The organism is Vreelandella sp. 2A-K22, from assembly GCF_054065485.1.
The window spans coordinates 74058-98792 of sequence record NZ_JBSUGC010000012.1 but is presented as its reverse complement, the minus strand read 5'-3'; the positions used below and the strand labels follow the sequence as shown (position 1 = coordinate 98792).

21 protein-coding genes are annotated in these 24735 nt (G+C 49.1%); 19 read left to right on the top strand and 2 right to left on the bottom strand.

Annotation, left to right across the window (positions count from 1 at the left end):
- The first annotated feature begins 114 nt into the window (after nucleotides 1-114).
- The 9 genes from ACW17M_RS16645 to ACW17M_RS16605 all read left to right on the top strand — a co-directional run bounded on the left by ACW17M_RS16645 (nucleotide 115) and on the right by ACW17M_RS16605 (nucleotide 7263).
- The gene (locus tag ACW17M_RS16645; RefSeq protein ID WP_457547799.1) at nucleotides 115-1239 is read left to right on the top strand and encodes a heparan-alpha-glucosaminide N-acetyltransferase domain-containing protein; all 1125 of its coding nucleotides are present in this window, start codon (nucleotides 115-117) and stop codon (nucleotides 1237-1239) included.
- A gap of 29 nt (nucleotides 1240-1268) precedes the next feature.
- A complete protein-coding gene (locus ACW17M_RS16640; protein WP_457547798.1) occupies nucleotides 1269-2414 on the top strand; it encodes a serine hydrolase in 1146 nt (381 codons plus the stop codon).
- 48 nt (nucleotides 2415-2462) lie between these two features.
- Complete coding sequence (locus ACW17M_RS16635; protein WP_007112840.1) at nucleotides 2463-2741, top strand: peptidylprolyl isomerase; 279 nt, start codon at nucleotides 2463-2465, stop codon at nucleotides 2739-2741.
- An 85-nt stretch (nucleotides 2742-2826) separates the two neighbouring features.
- On the top strand, nucleotides 2827-3762 hold the full coding sequence (locus ACW17M_RS16630; protein ID WP_457547797.1) for an ABC transporter ATP-binding protein: 936 nt from the start codon (nucleotides 2827-2829) through the stop codon (nucleotides 3760-3762).
- On the top strand, nucleotides 3759-4520 hold the full coding sequence (locus tag ACW17M_RS16625) for an ABC transporter permease (RefSeq protein ID WP_035580544.1): 762 nt from the start codon (nucleotides 3759-3761) through the stop codon (nucleotides 4518-4520). Before ACW17M_RS16630 ends, ACW17M_RS16625 begins: the two co-directional genes overlap by 4 nt.
- Nucleotides 4521-4572: 52 nt before the next feature.
- On the top strand, nucleotides 4573-5586 hold the full coding sequence (locus ACW17M_RS16620; RefSeq protein ID WP_027956940.1) for a nucleoid-associated protein: 1014 nt from the start codon (nucleotides 4573-4575) through the stop codon (nucleotides 5584-5586).
- A gap of 36 nt (nucleotides 5587-5622) precedes the next feature.
- On the top strand, nucleotides 5623-6087 hold the full coding sequence (locus tag ACW17M_RS16615) for a tellurite resistance TerB family protein (protein ID WP_138799404.1): 465 nt from the start codon (nucleotides 5623-5625) through the stop codon (nucleotides 6085-6087).
- Nucleotides 6080-6673 (top strand): exopolysaccharide biosynthesis protein, encoded by a 594-nt coding sequence (locus ACW17M_RS16610; RefSeq protein WP_009287523.1) that lies wholly within the window; start codon nucleotides 6080-6082, stop codon nucleotides 6671-6673. Before ACW17M_RS16615 ends, ACW17M_RS16610 begins: the two co-directional genes overlap by 8 nt.
- Nucleotides 6674-6702: 29 nt before the next feature.
- Nucleotides 6703-7263, top strand: a complete 561-nt coding sequence (locus ACW17M_RS16605) for a YqhA family protein (RefSeq protein WP_009287524.1) — start codon at nucleotides 6703-6705, stop codon at nucleotides 7261-7263.
- Between the two features lie 22 nt (nucleotides 7264-7285).
- Here the strand turns inward: ACW17M_RS16605 and ACW17M_RS16600 are convergent, their stop codons facing one another.
- Together ACW17M_RS16600 and ACW17M_RS16595 are read right to left on the bottom strand one after the other, a co-directional pair.
- A complete protein-coding gene (locus ACW17M_RS16600) occupies nucleotides 7286-8308 on the bottom strand; it encodes a serine hydrolase domain-containing protein (protein ID WP_457547796.1) in 1023 nt (340 codons plus the stop codon).
- 419 nt (nucleotides 8309-8727) lie between these two features.
- The gene (locus tag ACW17M_RS16595; RefSeq protein ID WP_233974350.1) at nucleotides 8728-9099 is read right to left on the bottom strand and encodes a hypothetical protein; all 372 of its coding nucleotides are present in this window, start codon (nucleotides 9097-9099) and stop codon (nucleotides 8728-8730) included.
- Nucleotides 9100-9271: 172 nt separating this feature from the next.
- Here ACW17M_RS16595 and ACW17M_RS16590 point away from each other — a divergent pair, with 172 nt between their 5' ends.
- The 10 genes from ACW17M_RS16590 (at nucleotide 9272) to ACW17M_RS16545 (ending at nucleotide 24680) form a co-directional block, all read left to right on the top strand.
- Entirely contained in the window at nucleotides 9272-10597 is a 1326-nt protein-coding gene (locus ACW17M_RS16590; RefSeq protein ID WP_457547795.1) for a UDP-glucose dehydrogenase family protein, read from the top strand.
- Between the two features lie 221 nt (nucleotides 10598-10818).
- On the top strand, nucleotides 10819-12174 hold the full coding sequence (gene fliD / locus ACW17M_RS16585; RefSeq protein WP_457547794.1) for a flagellar filament capping protein FliD: 1356 nt from the start codon (nucleotides 10819-10821) through the stop codon (nucleotides 12172-12174).
- 175 nt (nucleotides 12175-12349) lie between these two features.
- Nucleotides 12350-13702, top strand: coding sequence for a flagellar filament capping protein FliD (gene fliD, locus ACW17M_RS16580; protein WP_457547793.1), 1353 nt, complete (start codon nucleotides 12350-12352; stop codon nucleotides 13700-13702).
- Nucleotides 13703-13861: 159 nt separating this feature from the next.
- Nucleotides 13862-14734 (top strand): flagellin N-terminal helical domain-containing protein, encoded by an 873-nt coding sequence (locus ACW17M_RS16575; RefSeq protein WP_457547792.1) that lies wholly within the window; start codon nucleotides 13862-13864, stop codon nucleotides 14732-14734.
- A gap of 448 nt (nucleotides 14735-15182) precedes the next feature.
- Nucleotides 15183-16055: a flagellin N-terminal helical domain-containing protein gene (locus tag ACW17M_RS16570; RefSeq protein ID WP_457547792.1), complete on the top strand. Its 873-nt coding sequence runs from the start codon at nucleotides 15183-15185 to the stop codon at nucleotides 16053-16055.
- A gap of 290 nt (nucleotides 16056-16345) precedes the next feature.
- Nucleotides 16346-20788: a glycosyltransferase gene (locus ACW17M_RS16565; RefSeq protein ID WP_457547791.1), complete on the top strand. Its 4443-nt coding sequence runs from the start codon at nucleotides 16346-16348 to the stop codon at nucleotides 20786-20788.
- Nucleotides 20788-21789, top strand: a complete 1002-nt coding sequence (gene pseB, locus ACW17M_RS16560) for a UDP-N-acetylglucosamine 4,6-dehydratase (inverting) (protein ID WP_457547790.1) — start codon at nucleotides 20788-20790, stop codon at nucleotides 21787-21789. The genes ACW17M_RS16565 and pseB overlap by 1 nt, the downstream gene beginning before the upstream one ends.
- Entirely contained in the window at nucleotides 21789-22949 is a 1161-nt protein-coding gene (gene pseC / locus ACW17M_RS16555; RefSeq protein WP_457547789.1) for a UDP-4-amino-4,6-dideoxy-N-acetyl-beta-L-altrosamine transaminase, read from the top strand. Before pseB ends, pseC begins: the two co-directional genes overlap by 1 nt.
- Nucleotides 22942-24012 carry an N-acetylneuraminate synthase family protein gene (locus tag ACW17M_RS16550; protein ID WP_457547788.1) on the top strand — a complete coding sequence of 357 codons (1071 nt, stop codon included), beginning with the start codon at nucleotides 22942-22944 and terminating at the stop codon, nucleotides 24010-24012. The genes pseC and ACW17M_RS16550 overlap by 8 nt, the downstream gene beginning before the upstream one ends.
- Nucleotides 24009-24680 carry an acylneuraminate cytidylyltransferase family protein gene (locus ACW17M_RS16545; protein ID WP_457547787.1) on the top strand — a complete coding sequence of 224 codons (672 nt, stop codon included), beginning with the start codon at nucleotides 24009-24011 and terminating at the stop codon, nucleotides 24678-24680. Before ACW17M_RS16550 ends, ACW17M_RS16545 begins: the two co-directional genes overlap by 4 nt.
- Nucleotides 24681-24735 lie beyond the last annotated feature (55 nt).

Below are 24735 nucleotides of genomic sequence, written 5' to 3'. Positions count from 1 at the left end.
CTTTGTGTGTGGCCGTTAACAGTATCAACCAAAGCGCACGATATAATTTCGCGCTAAGGTGTTAAGCATCGGCGCGCTTAACAATTTGAGAACGCTACCCACAAGGATGTCTCGATGCCCCTGAACTGGTCGCCCCTAAAATGGACAGACAAGCCCCAACTGCCCAAGGCCGAGGGCCGCATAGCGGCGATTGACCTAGCCCGTGGTATAGCCATCGGCTTGATGATTCTTAGCCATTCAGTCAGTGGGTTAGTCGGCATTCGAAATGTACCCGATTGGGGGATGGTGCCGGTTCATTTTCTGACTAAATTCTCCTCTTCGCTGTTTATTGTGGTGTTTGGCATTGCCCTGGCGGTGGCGTTTCTTTCCCACACTCAAAGCGATGACTGGCCTAAGCGCCGGTTAAAGCTATGGCTGCGCGCTGTAGAAGTGTGGTTCTGGTACAAAGCGCTCCTTGTCATTGAGATGCTGCCGTTCTACTCGCCCAGCGAGATCGTCGATGCGTTGCTCTATGGCCGATTTGCCATTTGGGTCGAAATCTTAGGCTTCTACGCCATAGCGCTGCTTTGGGTGCCGTTGATTCTGCCGCTCTGGGCGCGGGCGCCGCTCTGGAGTCGGCTTGCCACCATTGGCGCATTAACAGCACTGACTATTTGGCTGCAAAGCCTTACGTTTGGCGGCAACGATATTCTGAAGGCGCTGCTGGTAGATCATGAAGACCATTACACCTGGGGGCAGATCAGTCGCGCGCCGTTGATTTTGGTGGGCCTACTCATCGGCGAAGCGTTGCTGCGCTGCTACTTCGACTCCGCCAAACGGCGCCGCTTAGTACTCACTCTGTTGAGCCTGGGTGCGATGATGGTGGCGGGGTTTTATGCGTTGGCGTTTATCAGTGGCGATGTACATGCGGCGATGCTGGCGGTGGCCAACAATGTCGGCAAACACCCGCCAGGGCTTGAGTTTATGCTGTTTAGCTTGGGTGGTGCACTAGTGCTGTTAGCCCTCGCTTTAGCCGGTGGCGCCAAAGCCGCGAAGGCACTTTTGCCGCTGACGATGGTCGGTTCAGATGCCCTTAAAGCGTTTATTTTCCATATTGTGATGATCTTTTTAGTGCTGCGCTTTTTGTGGGAAGGCGAGGGAATGTACACCTATCCACAGGCGCTTGGCGTGGGCGGCCTGTTGATACTTGGCGCTGCGGGGTGGATTTGGTTGACCCGTTGGATGGCTAACCACCGCTAAAAGCGATTAATAACTGCTGGAGTTATGATTTGCGACACTGGATACAACGTGGGCTGGTGGCAGTAGCGCTGATTATAGCGCTCCCTGCTCATGCAGATGAGTACGATACAAATTGGTACGATGCTCATTGGTACTATGAAATCGATAAAAAGAGCGCCTGGCAGGGCGATTTAACCGCGCGCTTGAAGGCTATCGAAGACATCTTTGAGGGACGGCTGGGTGTTTATGTACAAAACCTCGCCAGTGGTGAAGCGTTTTCATGGCGCGCCGATGACTCTTGGTATTTAGCCTCGCTGATTAAAATACCGGTGGCAGCGCAGGTGCTTGCAGAGCGCCAGATGGGTACGCTGACGTTGGATGATCGGTTAACGCTTGCGCGTAGTGACTTTGTCGATGGCGCGGGCCCCACTAATTGGCACGACCCCGGCACGCCTATCTCTATCCGTTACTTGATGGAGCAGATGATTACCGTCAGCGATAACACTGCCACCGATATGCTGATTGACCGCGTGGGGCTGGCGGCAGTTAACGCACGCGCCCGTGCGATGATCGCCGCAAGCGGCGGCAACCCCGATGAGCTCGGCCCTATCTCGAAGTTGGTCGGCGTTCGCCAAGGCGTTTACGGTGAACTCCACCCTGATGCGCGAGAGCTTGGCGGAATGGACTTTATCGCCCTGCGTCAGCACTCGGTGAGCCAGCGTGGTCAGGCGTTAGCCCACGTTCTAGACGTTAGTACGGCGTCCTTCACCCAGCCTGATTACGACCATGCGTTTGATGCTTACGAAGCCAGTGGTGAAAACGTGGGCACCCTAAGCGCCTTTGGCGACCTGCTCGCCAGCCTGCACTCTGTTCAACAAGGAAGTGCCATGGATGATTTAAATGACGAGCAGCGGCAAACGTTGTTGGCGCTTATGCAGCGAACCAGTTCCGGCAAACAGCGTCTTAAGGCAGGTATGGGGAGCGGCATAAGCTTCGCCCATAAAACCGGCACTCAGCAGCGGCGTAGCTGCGATGCCGGTATAGCCCAGCGCACTAACGCGGATACGGCAACACAAGGGCTCTGGGTGATTGCCACCTGTACTCGCGGGCCAGAGGCGGTAAGCGCTCACGAACGCACCTTGGCCCGTGTGGGCGAGGCTTTGCGTTATAGCGGAGCCTTGGGTAAGCCGTGGTAAACTATCGCCCCGAATGACCCTCAGAACTTCATTAACTAGGAGCAACCTATGACACGCGCCAGCGCCCGCCACATTTTGGTCAGCAGCGAAGAGCAGTGCCTAGCACTCAAAGAAGAAATTCAAAATGGCCGCGACTTTGCTGAAGTCGCTAAAGAGCACTCCAGCTGCCCCTCCAGCCGTCAAGGCGGCGACCTTGGCAGCTTTGGCCCCGGCCAGATGGTGCCCGAGTTCGATAAAGTCGTCTTTAACGACGAAGTAGGCCAGGTACACGGCCCGGTGAAAACCCAGTTTGGCTACCACCTGCTGGAAATTACCGAACGCACTTAACTTTTCCTAACCAAACGCTCTGCTAATTGCGCCTATAAGGCCGTCAAGCGTTGCGGTCATTTGACCGCAACGTGAGGAGTACGCCTTGAACGACCCGATTATTACTATTAACGGCCTGAACAAAACCTACGAGGGTGGCTTTCAGGCGTTAACCCATATCGATTTAACCATCCAGCGCGGCGAGATATTTGCCCTGCTTGGCCCCAATGGGGCAGGTAAAACCACGTTGATTAGCGTGGTCTGCGGCTTGGTCAACCCCACCGCTGGTCATGTGTTGGTAGACGGGTTCGATAATATTACCCACTACCGCCAAGCCCGCGAGCGCATTGGGCTAGTGCCCCAAGAGCTGACCAACGAAGCGTTTGAAACCGTCTGGAACACCGTCAGTTTCAGCCGTGGTCTGTTTGGCAACGCTCCCAATCCTGCGCATATCGAAAAAGTGCTTAAGTCGCTGGCGCTTTGGGATAAGCGCAACAACCGCTTGATGACACTTTCGGGTGGTATGAAGCGCCGTGTGCTAATCGCCAAAGCGCTCTCCCACGAGCCGCGCATACTGTTTTTGGATGAGCCCACCGCCGGGGTCGACGTTGAACTGCGCCGGGATATGTGGGAAGTCGTGCGCCAACTACGCGATAACGGCGTGACGATTATTTTGACGACCCACTACATCGAAGAAGCCGAAGAGATGGCCGACCGCATCGGCGTTATCAATCGCGGTGAGCTGGTGCTGGTGGAAGAAAAAGCGGCGTTAATGAGCAAACTGGGTAGCAAACAGCTAACCCTGAACCTGCACAGCCCGCTGACAGAGATACCTGCAAACCTGCAGCGCTTTGAGCTAAGCCTAGCCGCTGAAGGATATGAGCTGATCTATACCTACGACGGTAGCCAGGAAGAGGATGGTCACGCGATTTCGGAGCTGTTGACCGCGCTTGAGCGAGAGGGCGTCACCTTTAAAGACCTGAACACTCGGCAAAGCTCGCTTGAAGATATTTTTGTTGATTTAGTTAAGGAGCGAGCATGAACCTGCATCCCGTTCGCGCTATTTATATGGCGGAAATGGCCCGCACGCGCCGCACGCTACTACAAAGTATTGTTTCGCCGGTCATTTCAACGTCGCTTTACTTCGTAGTTTTTGGTGCCGCAATTGGCTCACGTATCAGTGAGGTCAACGGGGTTAGCTACGGCGCCTTTATTGTGCCGGGGCTGATTATGCTAATGCTGCTCACCCAGAGCGTCTCAAACGCCTCTTTCGGCATCTTTTTTCCCAAGTTTTCCGGGAGTATTTACGAGCTGCTTTCGGCGCCTATCTCGCATTTAGAGATTGTCATTGGCTACGTAGGTGCGGCGGCCTCGAAATCGATTCTGCTGGGGGTAATTATTTTGGCGACCTCGGGCTTGTTTGTACCGTTGGAAATCGCCCACCCGTTTTGGATGTTGTTCTTTCTGGTGCTGACGGCTGTCACCTTTAGCCTGCTGGGTTTTATCATCGGCATTTGGGCCGATGGCTTTGACCGCCTGCAGCTGGTGCCGCTGTTAGTGATCACCCCGCTGACCTTTTTGGGTGGCAGCTTCTACTCCATTGATATGCTGCCGCCGTTTTGGCAAACCATTACCCTGGCAAACCCCGTGGTGTATCTGGTGAGCGGCTTTCGCTGGAGCTTTTACGGCATCAGCGACGTTAGCCTGGCCGCAAGCGTGGGCATGATTGCGCTATTTCTCGTAGCTTGCCTGGGTACTATCGGCTGGATTTTCCGTACCGGATATCGTCTTAAACCCTGATTGCCATCCAGCTTGCTATTCACTCTTCACCATGGAGCGCTAGTAGACCCTTATGCCGTTACTGCAAAGTATTGTGCACCGCCTTGACCCGACGCTTGACGGTGAGCGTTTGACCCTCACCGCCGCCCCCCAGTCAGAACAGGCTAATACCAGCGACGACTCGGTAATGGCGAGCTTGGTGGGTGCGCTCAACGACACCTACAATACCAAGCCCAAAGGCTGGGGGCGCTTTGCCGAAGAGGGCGAGCAGGCCGGGCCGTTGGCTGTGTGGCTACGTGACTATCTTGCCGGTGAGCAGAGCTTTGTTGAGCTGTCAGTGGCACTGGCCGAACGGCTCGCCAAACAGCTTCAAGAGCAGCTGTCAGTGAGTGGTTACTTAGTGTTCAGCCACCAGCGCCAAGGTGATACTGAAACGCTGCTGATGGCATTGGTGCACCAGCGCGAAGGGATTGGCATTAATGATGACCACCACGCGGTGCCTGCTGCCCAGCTCAACACCAGCCAGCTTACCCTGGCGGCGCGTATCAATCTTACCCAATGGCAGAGCGAGGCACCGAATGCCCAGTATGTCTCGTTCCTCAAAGATCGCGGCGGTAAAAAACTCGCTGAGGGTTTGGTCGCATTGCTGGGTATGGAAGAGGGCGTCGATGCTCCGGCCGAAACCCGCACGCTGCTAAAAGCGTTTAGCGACTACGTCGAGAAAGAGGATTACGACGACGAGGTGAGCCGAGAAAAAACCGACACGCTGGTGGATTACGCCAATGAACAGCTTCGCCGTGGCGAGCCAATGACCTTGGAAGAGCTTTCTGGGCTGGTGGACGAACAGCAGCCGAAAGCCTTTTACGACCATATTCGCAACGCCGATTACGGGCTCTCGCCGGAAATCCCCCCCGATAAGCGCACCTTGAGCCAGTTCCGCCGCTTTACCGGCCGAGCGGGTGGTGTTTCGATTAGCTTTGATTCGCACCTGCTGGGCTCAAGTATCGAGTACGACGCCACCCAGGATCGCCTGATTATCAAGCAAGTGCCCAAGCAGTTAAGAGAGCAGCTTACCAAGAAGGATTGAGGTAAGGACGACGCTGTAGCTACCTAGGAGCCCCCTATGCTGAACGCCATTAGTGATTTCTTCCAGCGCTCGCTGGCGCAACCCGAGCAGCGCGAAAATCAAACGCTTACCCTGGAACTGGCCACCGCAGCACTGCTGTGTGAAATCGTCCGCGCCGATTATGACACCACTGATGAAGAGCTTGCCGCGCTGCGCCTTATGCTGACCGAGCGCTACCAGCTCAGCGCTAGCGATGTGGAAGAGCTGATGACGTTGGCACAAACAGAAGTGGATGAGGCCGTCGATCATTACCAGTTTGTTAGCTTGATCAAAGAACACTATAACTACGACCAGCGCTGTGAGCTGGTCGCGCAAATGTGGCAGCTGGCCTGGGCCGATGGCAGCGTTGACCCGCTTGAAGAGCACCGTATTCGTCGCTTGGCGGATTTACTGTATGTTAGCCATAGCGATTTTATCCGTACCAAACTGCACGTAGAGGAGCGCAATAAACCCGATGCATAACCGCAACGAAGACTCGAATTTAATGGATCTAATCAGCTCGATTGAGCGTATGGAGCAGGATGCTTCGCGGGTCAGCGTTGACGATGTTGTTCACGCCGTTGGGCGGCGCTCGTTTGGGCCGCTGCTGTTAGTTGCCGGGCTGATCACGCTCACCCCGATCATTGGCGATATACCCGGCATGCCGACCTTAATGGCCGCATTGGTATTGCTGGTTTCCGTGCAGTTGCTAGCGGGAAGTGAGGCGTTTTGGTTGCCCCGTTGGTTGCTAAAACGCTCTCTCTCCCGTCAAAAGTTTGATAAAGGCATTCAGCTGATGAAAAAGCCTGCCCGCTGGATAGATGGACTATTGCGGGTGCGATTACCTTGGCTGACGGGCTACATCGGTATCCGGGTAACTGCCTTGATGTGCTTATTGATTGCCTTGGCCATGCCGCCGATGGAGTTTATTCCCTTTTCGGCCAACGGAGCGGGGCTTGCGCTTACCCTGCTGGGGTTAGGCTTGGTTGCCCGTGATGGTATCGTGCTACTGCTGGGGTTCGTGCTGTTCGTCGCCACCTGTGTATTGATCACGATGAGCCTGATATAACAACTTTTATATAACAACAGGAGTATGCCATGACTGATCCGGTTTCAACGCCGCCGCCTAACCCCCCCGAGAGCCAGAATCGCTGGGAGCGACGCATTGAAACAGCGCTGTGGAATTCGCGCTTTTTGGTCATGCTGGCGGTCGTGCCCAGCTTATTGGGTTCATTGATGCTGTTTATCGTCGGTACCGTGGATATTTTCAAGGTAGTCGCCGACGTGATGGGTTACTACCTATTGGGTGGCACCCAGGACATTCACGACAGCCTGGTGCCCGATATCATCATTGCGGTGGACATCTATCTGATTGCCATCGTATTGCTGATTTTCGGCTTAGGTGTTTACCGACTGTTTGTCTCCCGTATTGACCAAGCCGAAGCGAGTAATCTGCGCCACCCGTTTAACGTCGCTTCATTAGACCAACTGAAAGATAAAATCGCCCGGGTGGTGATTCTAGCGGTGATCATTGAGTTTTTCCGCGCCGTGGTGGATATCCGTTTTGCCACGCCCCTGGAAGCTATCTACTTAGCGCTTTCAGTGCTGGCACTGGCAGCCGCGCTCTACCTGATGAGCCTAGGCCACAAAGGCGAGTAAGCGCACCCGCGACCTGGCTGTGCTACTCATCATTTTCAGCTAACAAACCTTCTACCAGTCTGTTTAACCGCTGCTGGAACTGCCCGCCCGGCGAGGGTGGGTTAGGGTCTGAGGTGATCGCTACGGTCATCTCACGCTCTGGAATAACGTAAAGTGCCTGGCCGCCGTAGCCACGTCCGTAGTACACGTCTTCGCCTGCCAACTGCGTAATAAACCAACCATAGCCGTATCCGTCGCCTGTCCAGCGCGATGTACCGCGCGGTTGCCATGATTCTTCCACCCAACCCTCCGGCAGAACGCGCTGCTCGCCTCCTGCTTCATTCACTACGACGCCATCATTACGATACAGCTCGCCTACCTCAATGAGTGCTCGTGGCGAGAGCTGCATATCGTTGCCGCCAAAGTAGATCCCTTGGGGGTCGCGTAGCCAGGGGCGAATGGTGATATTAAGCGGATCACCCAATAGGCGCTGGGCAAGGGAATGGGTCGTCTCGCCGCTGGCGTGGGTGAGTGCGGCGGAAAGTAGATGGCTGGTGCCGGTGGAGTAGAGCATCTGCCCACCCGGCTCATCCACGAATGGGCGCGTCATCGCATCGTTCACCCAGTTGGCGCTGGCCACCCAGGCGCCATAGTTGCTGCCAGAAGTGCGCTCAAGCCCCGCCTGCTGGGCGAGCAGGTGCGCCACGGTAATGTCACCAACTTGTGGATCAATACCGCTAGGTAGATGTTCGCCAAACAGCTCCATCATGGGTTGATCAGTTGATTCAATGATGCCTGCTTCAATCGCCGCACCCGTAATGGCAGCCAGCACCGTTTTGGACAGCGACTTAATATTGGCAGGCGACGCCACCCCTGGCCCACCTTGGTGAAGCTCGTGGATAATCTCACCGTCGTAGGACACTACCACGCTGTGCACGCGGTTAAGCTGGCGGGTTTGCCGCTCTAGCGTTTGGAGTGTGTTTGCAGAAGGTTCATTAGCGGCTGCATAGGCGGTGGGTAACAACGAAGTAACAGCAAACGAAACAAGCAAAGCAGTAGCGCGCATCGCAACACCTTCGGTATAAGTGGCAAAGGTTCGAGGCTTAGAAGTAGCAGAGGTTCCACAGCATAAGCACAGCCACTTTCTAAGAGGGAAATGCAGCGACATTACGCAAAAGCAGAAAAAGCCTGCTAGGCTGGAGGTGTTGGCTAATGGGTAAGCAAGCCTTTGATTTCCCTAAAACGCAATAAGCAAGGAGTGCCCTATGCGTAATATTATCTACATTATTGGCCTTATCGTGGTTGTGCTGTTCATTCTGTCAATGCTCGGCCTGCGCTAAGCTACATAGAACTAGGTCTTATAGGGTCAGGCTTTAAAAACGAGCCTGAAGAACATAAGACCAAGCAAAAAACGCCCAAAGCTTTCGCTTATGGGCGTTTTTTTTGATCAGCTGTTTAGGGCAGCAATGCTTGGTGGCAGAGGGATTAGGCGCAGTCAGCGGCCCCTTGGCCAAACATATCAAACATCAATTCGCGGCCAAGGCAGGTTAATACAAAACGGCCATACTCATTAAAGGTTGCTGCCTCACTGTCTTCCATCACCTGTTGGCAGGTTGCCCAGGTGGGCGCGGCAGAACTAAGTGCCGACAATTCGCGGCGGGCTAAGCCGCGCTGGGGAAGGGTAATGGTTTCGAGCACATGACCATGATCGTAGAGCAGCTCAGCGGCAATCGATAAGCACTGGCGAAGGCTACGTTGAACGTTTGCGGTGGTCGATGTCCCATAAGACGATGGAGTAGAGCGTTCTTTCGTCAGTTCTGGAGGCGTAGGTTCTGAAGTCATAAGTCTCGGAGTCATAGCATGTTCTCCTGCGGTCAGCACCAAGTCGGGCTTGTTGCAGCGCATTATAAACCAAAGTCGATGTTAGACCAAGGTCTATAGTTTAGAGAGAATCTCCCACTATTGAACTCATCAACGGTAGGTCAATGTGCTACGCTCGCTACCACGTATTTTAGCGAGTTAATAAGTCATGCATATCAGTGTATTCGGAACCGGTTATGTCGGCCTTGTCGCAGGCGCCTGTTTAGCCGATGTTGGTCATCAAGTCACCTGTATGGATGTTAACGCTGATCGGATTGATCAGCTTAATGGCGGAGAGGTGCCGATCTTCGAGCCAGGGCTAAGCACTATCGTTGCCCATAACGTGGCGGCTGGCCGTTTACGCTTTACTACCGACGCTGCCCAGGCGGTAGCCGATGGCGAACTGCTGTTTATCGCCGTGGGAACGCCGCCCGATGAAGATGGCAGTGCCGACCTACGCTATGTATTAGAGGTGGCGCGCACGATCGGCCAGCATATGGATAGCTATAAGCTGGTGATTGATAAATCTACCGTGCCGGTGGGCACTGCGGAAAAAGTCCACGCCGTTATCAGTGATGTGCTCGAACAGCGCGGTGCATCACTCGAATTCGATGTGTGTTCGAACCCTGAGTTTATGAAGGAGGGGGCGGCGATTGAAGACTTTACCCGTGGCGCGCGGATTATCGTTGGTACGGAGAGCGAGCGGGTGAAAGCCCATATGCAAGAGTGCTACGCCCCCTATAACCGCAACCACGAAAAGCTGATGTTTATGAGCGTGCGGGCCGCAGAGCTGACCAAATATGCCGCCAACGCCATGCTCGCCACCAAAATCAGCTTTATGAACGAGATCGCCAATCTTGCCGAACGCCTCGAAGTTGACGTTGAAGACGTACGCCGAGGGATTGGCAGCGACCCACGTATTGGCTACCACTTTATATACCCAGGCTGCGGCTACGGCGGCTCCTGCTTCCCCAAAGATGTCCAGGCGTTAGAGCGTGCCGCGCGTCAATTAGGCTATACGCCGGAACTGCTCAGCGCTGTCGAGTCAGTGAATTTACGCCAAAAGCAGACCCTGTTCACAAAACTGCAAGATAACTTAGGCAATCTAAGCGGTAAGACCATTGCAGTATGGGGCTTGGCCTTTAAACCCAATACGGATGATATGCGTGAAGCCCCAAGCCGTACGTTAATGGAAGCACTCTGGCAAGCGGGCGCTAAGGTGCAGGCGTTTGATCCCGAAGCCATAGCAGAATGCCGACGCATTTACGGGGAGCGGGATGACCTGATGCTAGCAGGCGACCGGATTCAGGCAGTTAAAGGTGCCGATGCTTTGGTTATCTGCACCGAATGGAAAGAGTTTCGCAGTGTCGATTTTGATTGGCTAGCCGACCAATTGGCTGGAAAAGTCGTCATCGACGGGCGTAATTTGTACACGCCAAGTGCCGTTAAAGAAGCAGGGATGCGTTACGTTGGGGTGGGGAGAGAGAGCAGCTAAAAGAGGAATCTATTATTGTGGGTTCTCTCATTAATTGATGATGGCTGTTACGCTTTGTTACTTTAAACAACGTCTTAATACGAAAAAAAAGAAGAAGAATATTTAAGTTATTCTTCACCTAGCCGAGGTTTTAAGGTAGTCGTATTAAAAATAGTGCTGCGTATTGCTTAATGAAGGAACGCGAATCGTAGCTACATGTATTCAAAAAAGGCATTGGTTCTATGGCTTCTATTACATCATTAGGCATCGGTTCTGGCTTGGATCTGAACGGCTTGCTGGAGCAATTAAAAACTGCAGAACAAGCAAAGCTTGAGCCCATTGCGCAGCAGATTAAGTCTGAGCAAACGCAGATATCTGCCTACGGTCAGCTTAAAAGTGCGCTTGAGCAGTTTCAAAGCTCTGCTCAAGCCCTTAATGATGGGTCGTCATTCGATAGCCTGACAACCAATGTAGAAGGCAGTGCAGTTGGTGCTGTTAGCAGTAATGAGGCTCAGCCAGGCCAGTACGAAGTGGAGGTCAATCAGTTAGCTACTGCCAGTAGCTTGGTGACGGAGCGTCTGGAAACAGCAGTAGAAAGTATAGTGACGGGCGAACAGTCTTTAGATTTTACTATCGCTGATGGAAACCTGACCACGATTACTATCCCCGACGGCAGTTCTCTTGAAGATATGCGTGACGCCATTAATGAACAGAGCGATGGCCGCTTAAACGCCTCAATTATCAATGATGGCGAAGGATATCGGCTTTCCGTTAATGCTACCGATACCGGCGCAGACGCGAGTATTGAAAGCACTAATTTTTCTGACATTCTAGCCGCTGGCGTCGCAACCTCCGATGCACAGGTGGTTCAAGCGGGCCAGGATGCAGCGTTTAACGTCAATGGAATCGATATCGTTAGCCCCACCAATCAAGTGGAAGGTGCAATTCAAGGCGTTACCTTGAACCTTGCTGAGGCTGGCGCGACGAGCACTGTAACCGTTGAGCAGGATGACGAAGCTATTCGCGAGCAGGTCACCGCTTTTGTCGATGATTTCAACACGCTTAAAGAGACCATTACGACTTTGACAGCCTTTGATCCAGAGACGGGCCAGGCGGCAGGGCTGAATGCTGATGCAACTACTCGCGCTGTTGAAAGAGAGATTCGCCAAACAATCAGTGCTGTTGTCGGCGGAGATGGCTTTAATGTGTTATCCGATATTGGTATTTCACTTCAAGTGGATGGCAAGCTGGAAATTGATGAAGATAAGTTAAATAGCATTGTTGCTACTCAGCCAGACCAGTTAGCCAGTTTCTTTGCTGGCAATAGTGAGGAAGGTGGTATGGCAGGCCAAATAGCTTCAGCGCTTGAGGGCCTTGTGGGTACAGGTGGTCGGCTTGAAAGCGCCGTTAGCTCATCTGAAAGCCGCGTTAGTTCGTTAGAAGATCGTTTTGCGACCACTGAAAACCGTATCGAACAAACCGTTGAGCGTTATCGCACGCAGTTTCAAGCAATGGATAGTATGGTGGCGCAAATGAACCAGACAAGCGCTTATTTGACCCAGCAGTTTGCTGTGTTGGGGCAGCAAAACCAAGGTTAAGCAGATAAGCTAGCTAAATTAATAGCTTACAAAATGCCCGGCACTATGTGTTGGGCATTTTTCTTTGCAATGCTTTAAAAACAGCTTAAAAAAGGCATTACCTCTAAAGTTTGTTCTTCCGTAGCCGATAGGTTACCTAGACACCTTTCTCTACTTCTTATAAGGAATGAGCCCCATGGCATCGATCACAGCACTCGGTGTAGGTTCTGGGTTGGATCTCTCAGGTTTGGTGGATCAGCTTCAAGCGGCAGAGCGCCAAAAGCTTGTGCCTATTCTAGAGCAGCAAAGTGCTCAGAAAACTAAAATATCTGCTTATGGGCGCCTTCAGTCGGCAATGGATAGAGTGCAAGCCTCCATCGCTGCGTTGAATGATGCTTCTACGTTTAAGCAGCAAAAAAGCACCGTGACGGGCGATGGCGTGTTGGCAACAGCAGGCGAAACCGCTAACGCAGGGCGCTATGAAGTCACCGTTACTCAATTGGCCCGCGCAGGCAGCGCAGCTTCTAATAGCGTGGCGCTAGATCAAGAGCTAACGGCTGCCGATGCGACGCTTACACTTAATTTTGGTGCTGGTGGTACACAAACAAGCTACGACGTTAATATTTCAGCAGGCAGTACGCTGGCGGATGTTCGTGACCAAATCAACGCGGATAAAGAGGCTGGTGTTACTGCTTCTATCGTTAATGATGGCACTGGGTACCGTTTAGCGCTGAGTTCAAAGGAAACAGGCCAAGATGCTTCGCTGGAGGGCTTCTCAGGCTTGGCATCGCTGACCATGGATGCAGCCACCCAGCGTTCAGGTCAGGACGCTGAACTGAATGTTAATGGCATTGCTATCACCAGTAAAACCAACCGCGTTGAAGAGGCAATTCAAGGCGTAACGCTTGACCTCACGGCGGCCTCTGGTAGCTCCGTTACGCTGGTCATTGAGCGCGATGAAGAGTCGTTGAGAGGCGCGATTGACGAGTTCGTTAAAAACTACAACGAAATGAAATCCACCGTTGGCCGAATGACCGCATACAACGGCGAAGGCGAAACGTCTGGCGAACTAATTGGCGACCGCACCGTTCGTACCATTGAAGACCGTCTACGTCGGGATATCACTGACAACCTCGGAACAGGCGATATTTCACGACTTTCTCAGTTGGGTATTGCCATTGATGAGCGTGGACGTCTAAAAGTTGATGAGGATAAGTTAGACGATGCTATCGCTAATAACCCTGAGGGGCTATCCACCTTTTTTGCGGGTGACACGGAAGAAGGCGGCTTTGCAGGGCGCTTAAATGCAACGCTTGAAGCAATTACTGAGGAAGATGGGATTATTCAAAGCTCGGTTGATAGCGCTGAGCTAAGGGTAGACAGCCTGGAAGAGCGGAAACTGCGTATGGAAAGCAGTATTGAGCGGAGCGTCGAACGTTATCGCAAGCAATTTGGGCAATTAGATGGCTTGATCGCCCAAATGAACTCCATGAGCAGCTATCTCTCCCAGCAGTTCAGCATGCTGAGTAATATGCAGAACAGCAACTAAGCGTGCAGTTGAGAAATAACTGAAAAGTTACAGTACTTTACATAAAAAAAGAGCATTTTTTCCTAAAGAATTGAGTTGGGCTGCCGTTAATTATAATAACGGCGACGCAAGCGCCGCTAAGCAGGCCATAAGGCCAGTTAAATTTCGAGGAGCACACACATGTCTGTAATCAACACTAACATTACTGCCCTGATCGGCCAGAATAACCTGTCCAACTCCCAGTCTATGCTGGCCAAAGCGCAAGAGCGTCTGTCTTCTGGCCTGCGCATCAACAGCGCTTCTGACGATGCCGCTGGTCAAGCCATCGCCAACAAAATGACTGCCCAAATCAAAGGCATGGATCAGGCTAGCCGTAACGCTAGTGATGGTATCTCCCTGGTGCAAACCATGGAAGGCGGCCTTGACCAAGTCAACGACAACCTGCAGCGTATTCGTGAGCTAGCGGTACAGGGTGCCAACGACACCAACACTGCAGATGATCGCGCAGCCATTGAAACCGAAATCAATGAACGCCTGGCCGAGATTGATCGTGTAGCTGATAGTAATAACTTCAACGGCACTAACCTGCTGAATTCTGGTGGCGTTAGCTTAAGTATTCAGGTTGGTTCTAATACTGAAGCTGAAGATGTTATTGAAGTGGCAACAGTTGATGCAACAGTTGCAGGCCTAGCACTTGCTTCTGGCAACTCTGCAATTACAGGCTCCACGTTCGACTCTACTGCTGTTAGTGCAGCTAGCGGTGGTGCTGCCCAAGCCTTCCAAAACCTGATCGATTCCGTTGACACAGCTACATCAGCTTTGGACACCAACCGCGCGACGTTGGGTGCTACGCTTAACCGCTTTGACTCGGTAATTGATAACTTAGCGACGACGTCGACCAACCTGACTGAGGCTCGTTCGCGCATAGAAGATGCCGACTATGCGGTGGAAGTATCGAATATGACGCGCGCTAACATCCTTCAGCAGGCAGGTACTTCCATGCTGGCGCAGGCTAACCAGACGCCGCAGTCTGTACTGTCTCTGCTGGGCTAATCTTTTGGCTGGTAATGTTGCAAAAGAAAGTAATGACGGGGCCAATAGGCCCCGTTTTTTGCATTTAAGCTTGTTAATCTCGATGTTGTTGAGTTTCTGATTGCTGTTGAAATAATAAGCATTATGTGCCTTTGTTAAGCCTCTATTTCTTGCCTACTAAATATTTTCGATGGCGCTAACATGACCGTGCAGTCAAAGTGGCTGTAATGGATGGCTAGTGGCTATGCCGTATAGCTACTAAGTACGGCCGTATGCGGCAACTCTAGAAGGGGAGGGCGTCTGTGCATGCTTAGCACTATGAAAAGTAACTAGATAAGTTACAGCACTTTTCATAAAAAAGAGCGTTTTTTTCTAAAGAATTAGGTGGAGCTGCCGTTAATTATAATAACGGCAACGCAAGTGCCGCAAAGCAGGCCATAAGGCCAGTTAAATTTCGAGGAGCACACACATGTCTGTAATCAACACTAACATTACTGCCCTGATCGGCCAGAATAACCTGTCCAACTCCCAGTCTATGCTGGCCAAAGCGCAAGAGCGTCTGTCTTCTGGCCTGCGCATCAACAGCGCTTCTGACGATGCCGCTGGTCAAGCCATCGCCAACAAAATGACTGCCCAAATCAAAGGCATGGATCAGGCTAGCCGTAACGCTAGTGATGGTATCTCCCTGGTGCAAACCATGGAAGGCGGCCTTGACCAAGTCAACGACAACCTGCAGCGTATTCGTGAGCTAGCGGTACAGGGTGCCAACGACACCAACACTGCAGATGATCGCGCAGCCATTGAAACCGAAATCAATGAACGCCTGGCCGAGATTGATCGTGTAGCTGATAGTAATAACTTCAACGGCACTAACCTGCTGAATTCTGGTGGCGTTAGCTTAAGTATTCAGGTTGGTTCTAATACTGAAGCTGAAGATGTTATTGAAGTGGCAACAGTTGATGCAACAGTTGCAGGCCTAGCACTTGCTTCTGGCAACTCTGCAATTACAGGCTCCACGTTCGACTCTACTGCTGTTAGTGCAGCTAGCGGTGGTGCTGCCCAAGCCTTCCAAAACCTGATCGATTCCGTTGACACAGCTACATCAGCTTTGGACACCAACCGCGCGACGTTGGGTGCTACGCTTAACCGCTTTGACTCGGTAATTGATAACTTAGCGACGACGTCGACCAACCTGACTGAGGCTCGTTCGCGCATAGAAGATGCCGACTATGCGGTGGAAGTATCGAATATGACGCGCGCTAACATCCTTCAGCAGGCAGGTACTTCCATGCTGGCGCAGGCTAACCAGACGCCGCAGTCTGTACTGTCTCTGCTGGGCTAATCCTTTAGCTGGTAATGTTATAAAAGAAAGTAATGACGGGGCTCCAGTAGAGCCCTGTTTTTTTTGCATGCAAGCCTGATAATCGCGATGCGGTTGTGCTTCTGACGATTTATCTAGAGATAGTAATCGCGAGCAGCTTATATTTAAAATCTCAATTTGTTGCTTGTTCCAACCTCGGAGCAGTACTGATCGAGAGAACACCTACTTAAATACGGGGGCATTCGCGCCTTTGCCCACTGTTCTAACGCGGTAAACTAGATAAATTGCCATTTTTCCCTGTGAGCCGCTTTATGGTTAAGAACACCCCAGCATCCGCTACTCAAAAACGCAAACCCCGCTTGCTTTGGGCCAATCCTTACTGTTTGCTGGATACTTCCAGCGGTGCCAGCATGACCGTGCGGCAAATGTTGCTACAGCTGGTGGCGCGAGGCTATGAAGTTCAAGTGTTGGGGGCAACCATTTTTGATAACCCCAAGGGAATGGGGAGACTCAAGGAGCAATACCCAGACCTGAACGCTCACTTGCATCAATTGATTGAAGCCGAGGATAGCCCGCTAATTCACCAATTGGTGGTCAGCTACAGCCATAATCGTAATCATTTTACAGCGCATGAAGAAGGGCTATGGTATAGCCAGTATCTTTATATGCTGGATTCATTTAAGCCTGATGTTGTGTGGTTCTACGGTGGCCAAACCCTGGACTTGCTAATTGCCGATGAAGCCCGTGACCGCGGTATTCCTGTCGCCTTCTATCTGGCCAACGGCAATTATAAGGCATCACGCTGGTGTCGTGATGTTGATTTAATCCTTACCGACAGCCAAGCCACGGCGGATATGTACCGCAAATCGGTGGGCTATGTCGCCAAGCCGGTGGGTAAGTTCATCGCTCCGGAAAACTTCATTGCCGAACACCATGAGCGCAGTCGACTGCTGTTTGTTAACCCTAGCTGGCAAAAAGGTGTCAGCGTATTTGTGCAACTGGCAGAAAAGCTGGAGCGAGAAAGACCCGATATTAAGCTTGAAGTGGTAGAAGCCCGGGCCGACTGGCCAGCTGTGCTGCGGGAGACCACAAGCAGAATGGGAGAGCAGCGTAGCTCTTTAAGTAATGTCATGGTGACGCCTAACACCAGTGATATGCGTGGCCCTTATAGCCGTGCCCGTGTGGTAGTGGCGCCTAGCTTATGGTGGGAAAGCTCTGGGCGTATGTTAGCAGAAGCTATGCTTAATGGCATTCCAGCGCTAATTACCAACCGCGGTGGTATGCCCGAAATGATTGGTGACGCTGGTATTGCTTTTGACTTCCCTGATGAGTGCTATAAAGAACCCTACCAGCATCTGCTCAGTGACGACGAGCTTCAACCTCTAGTCGACGCAGTCATCAGCTTTTTCGATGACGAAGCACTTTATCAGAATTATGTGGAGCGAGCCTGGCAAGTAGGTAAAAAGAAGCATCACCTTGATCGCGCCACTGAGCGGCTAATTAACGCTTTAACGCCCCTGGTAGGGGGGCGCGCTGGCAACAAAGACTTTGCCATTAGCCAGAAAAAACGTCATCGCCAGCGCCTAGCCAGCCGTGCAAGCAAGCCTGAATTCAAGGTCGATAACTCTCTGCAACAGTTGGTTGGCACTCAACCAGGAACCAAACAGGACAAAGAAGCGCAAGGGAGCCGTTTATGGCTTAACGATGATTTTACCTGGCAAATCAAAGGTAAAATCATGGTGCTCGACAACCGTGCCAGTTTGATCAAAAGCGGCCTTGCCGACCAGATGGCGTCAACGAAAGCCTTTGGCATAGTCGCCTTTGACCCTGCCAGCGAAGTAAAGGATGCCAAGCAATACGAAGGCAGCGATTATATTCAGTTATTCCAGCATGCCTTGTTAGGTGATGGAGAACCTACAACGCTGCATGCTTGCGTCGCCCCCGAAATGACCAGCACGCTTACACCGCTACCGACCGAAAAGCTTCCCAAACGCCACCATCTGGCTGCAAAGCCTTTGGCTGAGCTAGCAATTAATACAGTGGCGCTGGATAGTATTGACGGACTGGGAAGCCTGGATTGGCTTATTCTTGATGAGCTAAGCGATGCCATGGCCGTACTGGAAAATGGTAAAAAGTCACTTGCAGACACGCTGCTGATTCAGGCGCGTGTTCCCTTCCAGCTCACCCATGAAAAGCAACCCAGCCTGGCTGAACTACAGCACTGGGCCAGCCGAAATGGCTTTCGCTTTTATCGCTTCCATAATATTTGCCATTACAGCCATTTGCCAAAAGAACTGAACGCCCGCACACCTTGTGCCACTGAGCAAGAAAGTGCCGATGTACTATTTCTCCCCAGCCATGAGCGAATGGGAGTTCTAAACGACGAAAATAAGACCAAGCTTGCTTTTATACTGAGTGCAGGCTTTGCGGCGCATGATGTTGCTTTTGAACTGATAGCCGATGTTAGTCAGGAGAAGGCACTGGAATTTCTTGAAGCACAAGATTTACTCCCGCGTATCTCAAAGCAACAGCAAGATAGCGACGGTTCAGACCAGTTATTATCTCAGCACCCGGACAATAATGATGATAACAAAATCAATGTTAAAGAAGTGAACGATGCGAGTTTGTATGTGCGAAATATGCAAACTATTATTGATAATAAAAGTTACACAAAAGTGGTTCAAGTCGGTGCAAATGATGGGTGTATTAACGACCCAATCTATGAAGTTGTTATGCGTAACAAAGAGAAGACCAAGATTCTTCTCATTGAGCCACAAAGTAATATCCTAGAGCACTTAGAGAAAAACTATGCTCTTCACCCCGAAGCTCACATCGCTAATTATGCCGTCGGTCCTGATTCACTGCTGAGCCTTTATCGTATTAAGCCAACTTACTACAGCTTATTCACAAAAAGGTATTTACACGATTCGCCTAGTTACCGAGTGCCTAGTGGTTTTTCTTCATTTGATAAAAAACATGTTATAAAACATGCACAAGGAAATTTTCCTAAAAATACTAAGATAGATGATGTTATAGAAAAGATTGAAGTGCCTTCACATGATCTTTTGACTATTCTAAACACCTCTTCTTGGGAAGAGCAACAAATCGATATTTTGCAGATTGATGCCGAAGGTATGGATGATAAAGTCATTTATTCCTGTAATATCGAATTGACTCAGCCGAAACTGATAAACTTTGAAAGAGCCCATCTGTCGCAACGAGCATATAGAGATTTGTGTGTTTATCTTTTAGGTATGGATTACGAATTATATAACTACAGTAATCTTGATACTTTAGCAGTAAAAAAGACTTCTTTGTCTAAAGATAAAGAGGGTGTTGTAGTTAGTGATGTGTCGCGTCCGAAGGGGCTGGGTAGCCCGAGGGAGAAATCAACTTATAAAATTACTCAGAAGCTAGGTGAACTTTATGAGTTTTCTCGTAAGGTGTTAACGGAAGAGTTAAATGCTATTCATGGTTTAGATAAGAGTGAGAGGTTCTGGGAGATATTGTTGCATTATTTCTTGGGGCAGCGCTTTGTCTCAAGGTATATTGCCCGTTGGAATAATGGGCTGTTAAATGCAGTTCCAGATGCAGAGGCTATACTAACGAATTTTCCTTATAGAACGTTTAGAGAATACATGAATAAAACGGAGACGCTTGTAGGGTCGATGTCTCCTTATGTAGTGAGTAATGTTATTCCCTGGGATGCGCAAAACGGGAAATTAAAGGGTGCAGAAAGCTTTGAATTGATGAGAAATAAAGAAGTTAAAGTTCGTGAGTTGCTCGATAGCTATGAATTGAAAAATAATTCTATAGCTTATAATCTAGGTGTGCATAATCCTAAATATTGGAAGGCTAAGTATAAGTCTACCGGTGTTGATTTTGTAGATGTGCCCACTTTTGATACTTTCTTAGCAGATAAGGTTGATTGGAGTGCCCGCTATAAGCTTGCTAGGCTAGATGAAGTTAACTCAGCTGAAGGTTATGAGGGGTTTTGGGCTAGCTTAGCGCTATGTTTGCCTACAGAGTTGCTAGAAGATTTTATGCCTCTTTACCAAATGATTGAAAAAAATTTAGAAAACCGGAAACCTGAATTTGTTTTTTCAGCGATGCTACCCACCATTACTTCTAGACTAATAGCAGCTATTTTAACTGAAAAAGATGTGCCATTGTATCTTCATCAACATGGCCCAGGGTATGAAAAAAACCCTTTGCATTTTATGATAGGGATTGAAAAGAGGATAGCTAGCGCATTTTATACTTGGGGTTGGGAGGATGATAGTGGAAAAACTGTGTCAGAAAAGCCTCATCGACTAATTGATCTTAAAAGGCGATATAAAATGCTTTTTAAATCAAACGAGGAAATATTGTTAATAATGCCTCATAAAACTATTGTGCCAAATTTTTATGATGGCACAGATTTAGATTTTTACAGCGAGGATGCAATAAGAATCTTTTTTGATTCGCTGAATAATGGAGATAAGAAGCGTGTTGTGGTTAGGTTTCGACGGCAGCACGGGTATAGTAAAGAGATAGAAAAAAGGTTGTTGGGGTTGATGCCAGGAGTGAAGATAGATGCTCAGCAACGCCCAATTGAACGGGCGTATGCTAATGCAAGGGAAGTAGTCATAGTAATGCCATTTAGCACCTCAGCAGCTGAGTGCGAGTATCTTGGCATCCCATACCGTGAATTGATCCAGCCAAGTGGCGAGTTAATGCAAATTCCCTCCTTCATCTCTGAGGCGTATGAGTAATGTTTAATCAATCAAAAATTCTTATCACTGGTGGAACAGGTTCTTTTGGACACACCTTTATTCCGATGCTTTTGGCTCACTATGATCCACAAAAAGTTATTATCTTCTCTCGTGATGAGATGAAGCAGTGGGAGATGGCAAAGAAGTTTGAAGGCGACCATCGCGTCCGTTTTTTTATTGGTGATGTACGTGACCGTGATCGTCTTTACCGTGCTTTAGATGGAGTTGATTACGTTATTCATGCGGCGGCGACTAAGATCGTTCCCACTGCCGAGTACAATCCTTTTGAGTGTATCAAGACTAATGTGATAGGTGCCATGAACCTTGTTGATGCTTGTATTGATAAAGGTGTAAAAAAATTAGTGGCGCTTTCAACCGATAAAGCCAGCAGCCCGATCAATCTTTATGGTGCAACTAAGCTGACTTCAGATAAACTCTTTGTTGCAGGTAATTATTCTTACGCAGGTGGACATAACACGCGATTTTCTGTAGTGCGTTATGGTAATGTTATGGGGTCGCGCGGCTCAGTAATTCCGTTCTTTATGTCGGTTAAGGAAAAAGGTGTTTTGCCTATTACAGATGAGCGAATGACGCGCTTTATGATTTCGCTGGAAGAAGGTGTGGAACTTGTTTGGCACGCTTTTGAGGACATGGAAGGTGGCGAAATCTATGTAAAGAAAATCCCATCGATGAAGGTAACTGACTTGGCGCGCGCGATCGCTCCAGAAGCTAAACAGGAAATTGTGGGTATTCGACCCGGTGAAAAGCTTCATGAACAAATGATCAGCGCTGAGGATGCCCTCTATACCTATGAATATCCCGAACATTTCAAGATACTACCGCAAATAAATGGCTGGGATAAGGACGCCAACCGCATTAAAGACGGCAAGCGTGTGCCAGATGGCTTCGTCTACTCCAGCAATAACAATACCGAATGGATGACGGATGGTGAGCTTAACGCATGGATTAATCAGAACCGCGATAAAATCGGAGCTATTTAATGATCCCTTACGGCTGCCAAGAGATTACTCAAGCTGATATAGATGCAGTGATCTCTGTGCTGGAGTCTGACTTCCTCACTCAGGGGCCGCAAGTACCTCGCTTCGAGCAGGCAGTAGCCGCACATGTAGGGGCAAAACACGCCTTGGCAGTCAATAGTGCTACCTCTGCACTACATGTTGCCTGCTTGGCGCTAGGACTTGGTGAAGGAGATTGGCTGTGGACTTCACCAATCACCTTTGTTGCTTCAGCTAACTGTGGGCTGTACTGCGGTGCTAAGGTAGATTTTGTTGATATCGATCTTAGCACCTACAATCTCTGCCCGAAAGCGCTATCGGCTAAGCTAAAAAAAGCGGAAAAAGAAGGGCGCTTGCCAAAGGTCGTCGTTGTAGTGCATTTATGCGGCCAATCGTGTGATATGCAGGCGATTAGCGCGCTAAGCCAGCATTACGGCTTTCGCCTAATTGAAGACGCCTCCCACGCAATTGGTGGAAAATACCAAGATGAGTTCATTGGCAATGGCCGTTACAGCGATATTACGGTGTTTAGTTTTCACCCGGTGAAGATCATCACTACAGCTGAAGGCGGTATGGTGGTAACTAACAGTGATGAGTTAGCCAACAAAATGACTTTGCTCCGCAGCCATGGCATAACTCGCGACCCTGTACAGATGACACACGAAACCGATGGCTCTTGGTACTATCAGCAGATAGATCTAGGCTTTAATTACCGAATGACTGAACTGCAAGCAGCGTTAGGTATAAGTCAGATGAGTCGCCTGGATGCTTATGTTGCTCACCGTCACGCTCTTGCTAAGCGTTACGATGTTCTATTAGCAGAACTGCCTGTTCACACACCATGGCGTCACCCTAGCAGCTATTCTGGTTTTCACTTATATGTGATCCGTCTGAAACTTGATAAGATAAATAAAACACGCCGTGAAGTGTTTGAAGAATTGCGTAGAAAGGGGGTTGGCGTTCATGTGCATTATATCCCCATTTATAAACAACCATATTATAAGGCTATGGAAGTTAGATATGAAGAATTTCCAATAGCAGATGAATATTACAAAACAGCAATTAGTTTGCCTCTCCATCAAAAAATAGACTACAAAGCTCAAGATGAAGTTTGTCAAAAGTTATGCGAGGTGTTAAGTGAATAGAGTTGTGAGGATTGATAAAAAAAATGTTGGTGATGGATTCCCTACATTTGTCACGTTTGAAGCAGGGCCTACTCATAATGGTTTTGAAAGTGCAAAAAGGCTAGTTAAATATGCAGCTGAAGCAGGGGGGGATGCAGTAAAGTTTCAAATATTTGACCCAGATGAATTAGTGGCAGATAAGTCTTTAATGTATAGCTATGAAGTGTTGGTGGATAAAAAAACGGGTGTTACAGAGACTGTTAGTGAATCTCTTTATGAGATTTTTAAGAGAAGATCTTTGAGTGATGACGAATGGGAAAAGTTGAAAGCTTATTCTGATTCTCTCGGCCTAACCTTTTTTGCAACTATAGGAGATGAGGCGGGGCTTAGACTTGTTGAGAAAATAGGTTGTCACTCAATAAAGGTCGCATCTGCTGATGTGAACTATTTACCATGGCTGAGAAAGATTGCAAGGCTTGGTGTTTCAATTCAACTCGATACAGGAAGCGCTACTTTTGGTGAAATAGAGCAAGCAGTTGATGTTATTCGTGCAGCAGGAAACGACAATTTTATTATTCACAATTGTCCATCGGGTTATCCTGCTCGCCTTGATAGTATAAATCTTAATATGATTCCAGGTTTGAAAAGGATTTTTAATTGTCCTGTTGCATATTCTGATCATTCTCCAGGAGAAGTTATGGATATAGCAGCTGTGGCTTTAGGTGCTAATTTAGTAGAAAAAACGATTACAGAGGATAAAGGTACACGAAGTGTTGAGCACATTATGTCCATAGAGCCTGATGAAATGAAGTCTTTTGTAGAAACTATTAGGAATGTCGAGAGGGCAATGGGGCAGTCGAGGCGAATTATGACTGGGGTTGAAAAGGAAAGACGTTTAAGTGTAAGAAGAAGTGCAGTTTTAGATCAAGATGTGAAAGCAGGTCAAGCTCTATCGACTGTCAAAGTCACGTTCAAGCGTCCAGGTTATGGCATAGCACCAGATTATTATGAATCAATGACTGGTATGATCCTAAATAAGGATTTACCAAAAGGACATGTTCTTTCAGTTCAGGATTTATCATGAACAATATAGCTATCATACCTGCAAGAGGTGGGTCAAAACGACTTCCACGTAAGAATATTTTACCTTTGGGTGATACTACATTACTTTCTCATGTTGTTGATTGTTGTTTAAAAAGCCAACTATTTTGCAAAGTTATTGTCTCAACTGAAGATGAGGAAATTAGTAAAATTGCTACTAATTCAGGTGCATTTATACATGAGAGGGAAGAGTCACTAGCTCAAGATAAATCTACAGTTGTAGAGGTTTGTGAAGATGTGTTGAAAAATGAAGTTTGCGATAATTTTTGTTGCGTTTATGCGACATCCGGTCTTCTGACCTCTAAAACATTAAAATCTTCCTATGCTTTTTTTCAGAGTAATAGAGAGTCAAATGTATTGATGGGGGTTTCAGTTTATAATTACTCTCCGTTTCAGGCATTAAGGGTCAATCAATTCGGTTATGCAGAACTAATGCTTCCAGAGTATATGGATAACCAGTCCCAGGTTTTTCCTAAAGTCAGAGTGAGTAACGGTAGTTTTTATTGGGGTAGAAGAAGTTCTTTTATGAAGGAAAAAACCTTTTATAGTCAAAAGTTAATGGTGTTTGATGTGCCTGAGGACGAAGTTTGTGATGTGGACACTCAAAGTGATTATGAGAAGCTTTTAAGAAAGTACAACGATATTGTTTAATTTTAGAGAAATATTATTCATATTATTTTTCTGTGAGCTGCATGTTTTAGTAGTG

Excerpts from the sequence above, each read along its gene's own strand:
- ACW17M_RS16575 (WP_457547792.1), top strand. The coding sequence starts at position 13,862 with ATGTCTGTAATCAACACTAACATTACTGCCCTGATCGGCCAGAATAAC.
- ACW17M_RS16565 (WP_457547791.1), top strand. The coding sequence starts at position 16,346 with ATGGTTAAGAACACCCCAGCATCCGCTACTCAAAAACGCAAACCCCGC.
- ACW17M_RS16600 (WP_457547796.1), bottom strand. The coding sequence starts at position 8,308 with ATGCGCGCTACTGCTTTGCTTGTTTCGTTTGCTGTTACTTCGTTGTTA.
- ACW17M_RS16545 (WP_457547787.1), top strand. The coding sequence starts at position 24,009 with ATGAACAATATAGCTATCATACCTGCAAGAGGTGGGTCAAAACGACTT.
- pseC (WP_457547789.1), top strand. The coding sequence starts at position 21,789 with ATGATCCCTTACGGCTGCCAAGAGATTACTCAAGCTGATATAGATGCA.
- ACW17M_RS16590 (WP_457547795.1), top strand. The coding sequence starts at position 9,272 with ATGCATATCAGTGTATTCGGAACCGGTTATGTCGGCCTTGTCGCAGGC.
- fliD (WP_457547794.1), top strand. The coding sequence starts at position 10,819 with ATGGCTTCTATTACATCATTAGGCATCGGTTCTGGCTTGGATCTGAAC.
- ACW17M_RS16595 (WP_233974350.1), bottom strand. The coding sequence starts at position 9,099 with ATGACTCCGAGACTTATGACTTCAGAACCTACGCCTCCAGAACTGACG.
- ACW17M_RS16615 (WP_138799404.1), top strand. The coding sequence starts at position 5,623 with ATGCTGAACGCCATTAGTGATTTCTTCCAGCGCTCGCTGGCGCAACCC.
- ACW17M_RS16570 (WP_457547792.1), top strand. The coding sequence starts at position 15,183 with ATGTCTGTAATCAACACTAACATTACTGCCCTGATCGGCCAGAATAAC.
- ACW17M_RS16605 (WP_009287524.1), top strand. The coding sequence starts at position 6,703 with ATGACTGATCCGGTTTCAACGCCGCCGCCTAACCCCCCCGAGAGCCAG.
- ACW17M_RS16610 (WP_009287523.1), top strand. The coding sequence starts at position 6,080 with ATGCATAACCGCAACGAAGACTCGAATTTAATGGATCTAATCAGCTCG.
- pseB (WP_457547790.1), top strand. The coding sequence starts at position 20,788 with ATGTTTAATCAATCAAAAATTCTTATCACTGGTGGAACAGGTTCTTTT.
- fliD (WP_457547793.1), top strand. The coding sequence starts at position 12,350 with ATGGCATCGATCACAGCACTCGGTGTAGGTTCTGGGTTGGATCTCTCA.
- ACW17M_RS16625 (WP_035580544.1), top strand. The coding sequence starts at position 3,759 with ATGAACCTGCATCCCGTTCGCGCTATTTATATGGCGGAAATGGCCCGC.
- ACW17M_RS16635 (WP_007112840.1), top strand. The coding sequence starts at position 2,463 with ATGACACGCGCCAGCGCCCGCCACATTTTGGTCAGCAGCGAAGAGCAG.
- ACW17M_RS16645 (WP_457547799.1), top strand. The coding sequence starts at position 115 with ATGCCCCTGAACTGGTCGCCCCTAAAATGGACAGACAAGCCCCAACTG.
- ACW17M_RS16620 (WP_027956940.1), top strand. The coding sequence starts at position 4,573 with ATGCCGTTACTGCAAAGTATTGTGCACCGCCTTGACCCGACGCTTGAC.